We start from the raw sequence: 3,047 nt of genomic DNA, 5'->3' as shown, positions 1-3,047 counted from the left end.
AAAGAGCCTTATTAAATTAATGTATAGCTTTTTTTACCATATATCCAGCTCCTTGTCAAACACAACTGGAAATTTCAGATAAATGTAGAACTTTGTCAGTTTTTATACCTTTGTTATGCTATAATGGACTTGATTTTAGATGAGGTGATACTATAGATGGTTGATAAATTACAAGCATGGATCGAAAAAGCAAAATCCGTACTGAACATATTTACCCATAAACGAACAGTTAAACGTGCACGAATCACATATCAAGTTGTATGGAACTTATTTCTACTTGTATTAACAGTCGTCATTCTAGGCGGATCATTTGCGACAGGAGTGGGTGCTGGTTACTTTGCCTCACTCGTAAAAGATGAACCTGTCCGTTCCTATGATAGCATGAAAAAAGATATCTATAACTATACAGAAACATCTGAATTATATTTTGCAGATAATAAATATCTTGGTAAACTCCATACTGACCTAGAACGGGAAGAAGTAAAACTAGATGATGTATCCGGTGATCTAGTGAACGCCGTTGTTGCAACAGAAGACGAATATTTTTACAAGCATAAAGGTGTGGTCCCAAAAGCAGTATTTCGTGCTATCTTCCAAGAAGTGACAAACTCTGCAGTTCAATCAGGCGGAAGTACACTTACTCAACAATTAATTAAAAATCAAATTTTAACAAATGAAGTTTCTTTTCAAAGGAAAGCAAGTGAAATATTACTTGCCCTTCGATTAGAGAAATTTTTTGATAAAAAGGAAATTTTGGAAGCATATCTGAACGTATCTACACTTGGTAGAAATTCGTCTGGTCGAAATATTGCCGGTGTCCAAGCGGCGGCAAAAGGAATCTTTGGTAAAAAGGCGAGTGAATTAACACTTCCACAAGCAGCCTTCATTGCAGGATTACCTCAGAGCCCATTCGGATATACTCCTTTTACAAGAGAAGGTACAATCAAAGAACCAAATTATCTTGAACCAGGTCTTACACGAATGAAAACCGTCCTTAAGAGAATGTTTGACGGTGGCTATATTAATCAAAAACAATATGCGGAGGCCTCTGCCTACGATATTAAAAAGGATTTTATTAAGCCGGTTGCAAACCCTCTCGAAAAATACCCTTGGCTAACAGTTGAAATAGAAAAGCGTTCTATTGAAGTTTTGACTACTGTCTTAGCTAAAGATGACGGGATTACTGAGAAACAGTTAAAAACTGATGATAATCTAGCTTATAAGTATCAAATCCAAGCTAGAAATGCTTTGCGTCAAAATGGGTACAAAATTCATTCGACGATTGACAAAAAAATATATGATGCCATGCAAAAGGTAAAGGATAACTATCAATATTACGGACCTGATAAACCACAGGAAAAGAAGGATCCTGAAACTGGAGAAATCAAAACAGTTATGGAACCGGCCGAGGTTGGGGCGGAACTGATCGAGAACAAGACTGGAAAGATTATCAGTTTTGTCGCTGGAAGGAATTATGATGATCAACAGCTTAATCACGCAACCAGTGCCATCAGGCAAAACGGTTCAACCATGAAACCGCTTCTAGTGTACGCACCAGCGATTGAGTTAGGAAAAGCAGCTCCAGGCACGCCGCTGCCAAACGTAGCGTTAAGTCTAAATCCCGGCAGTAGTGCACCTTGGCCGCAAAACTATGACTATCGCTACAGCGGGCTGGTTTCTGCAAGATATGCTCTGGCAAAATCCTATAACGTACCAGCTGTTAAACTTTACAAGAGTATCGTTGATCAAAGGCCTGCCAAGTATCTTGAAAAAATGGGATTTACCTCATTAAGAAAAGACGATTATACAAATCTAGCTACTTCCATTGGTTCAATGACTAATGGGGTAACAATTGAAGAAAATACAAACGCATTTAGTACCTTTGCTAATGAAGGAAAATTTATTGATGCCTATATGATAGATAAAATTGTTGATAAAAATGGCAAAGTCATCTATCAGCATCAAGTAAAGCCAGTTAAAGTTTTTAAACCACAAACAGCTTATTTAACCATTGATATGATGCGAGACGTTGTTAAAATGGGGACTGCAGCTGGAGTTAGAAGCCAATTAAACTTTAGTGCCGACTGGGCTGGAAAAACAGGAACAGGAAATCAATATATTGACTCCTGGTTCGTAGCTTCAAACCCTAATGTCACCTTTGGTCTTTGGAGAGGGTATGATACACCAAAATCGCTCCAGACATCAGGAATGTCTTATAGTGCACGGACCAATAACTTATGGGCAAAGTTAATGAACGCCGCATATAAAATTAAACCGGATCTAATTGCCCCAAAGAAATCATTTAAAATGCCAAAGGGAATCGTGAAACGCTCTTATTGTGCTGTTTCAGGAATGCTTCCATCAGCGGCTTGTTCAAATGCTGGTTTAATTGAAAGTGATTACTTTAATGTCAATAATGTACCAACTAAAGTGGATGATAGCTTAATTGAAGGAAGCTATGTGACGGTAGGCGACAGAAAATATTTGGCCTTAGATTCCACGCCAAAAGAGTTTTCCCAATTTGGCCTAATCTTGAATCCAGATTTTATTAAACGAATAGTTGGAAGTAATTTCCATAATTACAGTCAACTGATTCCACAGAAGGATCGATGGGGGAAAGTTCTAGTTTCTACCGCTAAAATGTTTGATAACGGAAAGAATCCTGATAGTGTTAGCTTAAAAGCAAAAGGAAACACCTTAACCTGGTCAGCATCAGCGGATAATGATGTTGTCGGTTACCGCATCTATCAAGGCGCTAATAAAGTAGGCAGTGTGGTTAATGGTTCTAAACGATCATTAAAAGTCGGTACGGGTTCCTATTATGTAACGGCAGTTGATATTGCCGGCAAGGAGTCAGCCCCATCGAATCTTGTCGATGCTGGGGTCATCTTACCAACAGATCCAACTATACCAGTTGTACCAAATGACCCAAATGTTCCATCTCAACCAACTGTACCGACCGATCCTACAACAACCCCATAACCAAAAACCCTCATCGAAATCTAATGTTTCGGTGAGGGTTTTTTTGTTTTTTATTTGGCTCTGTT

At 38.5% G+C, this 3,047-nt stretch carries 1 protein-coding gene; it reads left to right on the top strand.

Going from position 1 to position 3,047, the window contains the following annotated elements; genetic code table 11:
* Positions 1–156: 156 nt before the first annotated feature.
* On the top strand, positions 157–2,982 hold the full coding sequence (locus tag V7137_RS04765) for a transglycosylase domain-containing protein (protein WP_335696994.1): 2,826 nt from the start codon (positions 157–159) through the stop codon (positions 2,980–2,982).
* Positions 2,983–3,047 lie beyond the last annotated feature (65 nt).

This window comes from Neobacillus drentensis, from assembly GCF_036962765.1.
Taxonomy (GTDB): Bacteria; Bacillota; Bacilli; order Bacillales; family Cytobacillaceae; genus Neobacillus; species Neobacillus drentensis_C.
The sequence above is the reverse complement of the archived record's forward strand: the minus strand, read 5'-3'. Positions and strand labels throughout refer to the sequence as shown.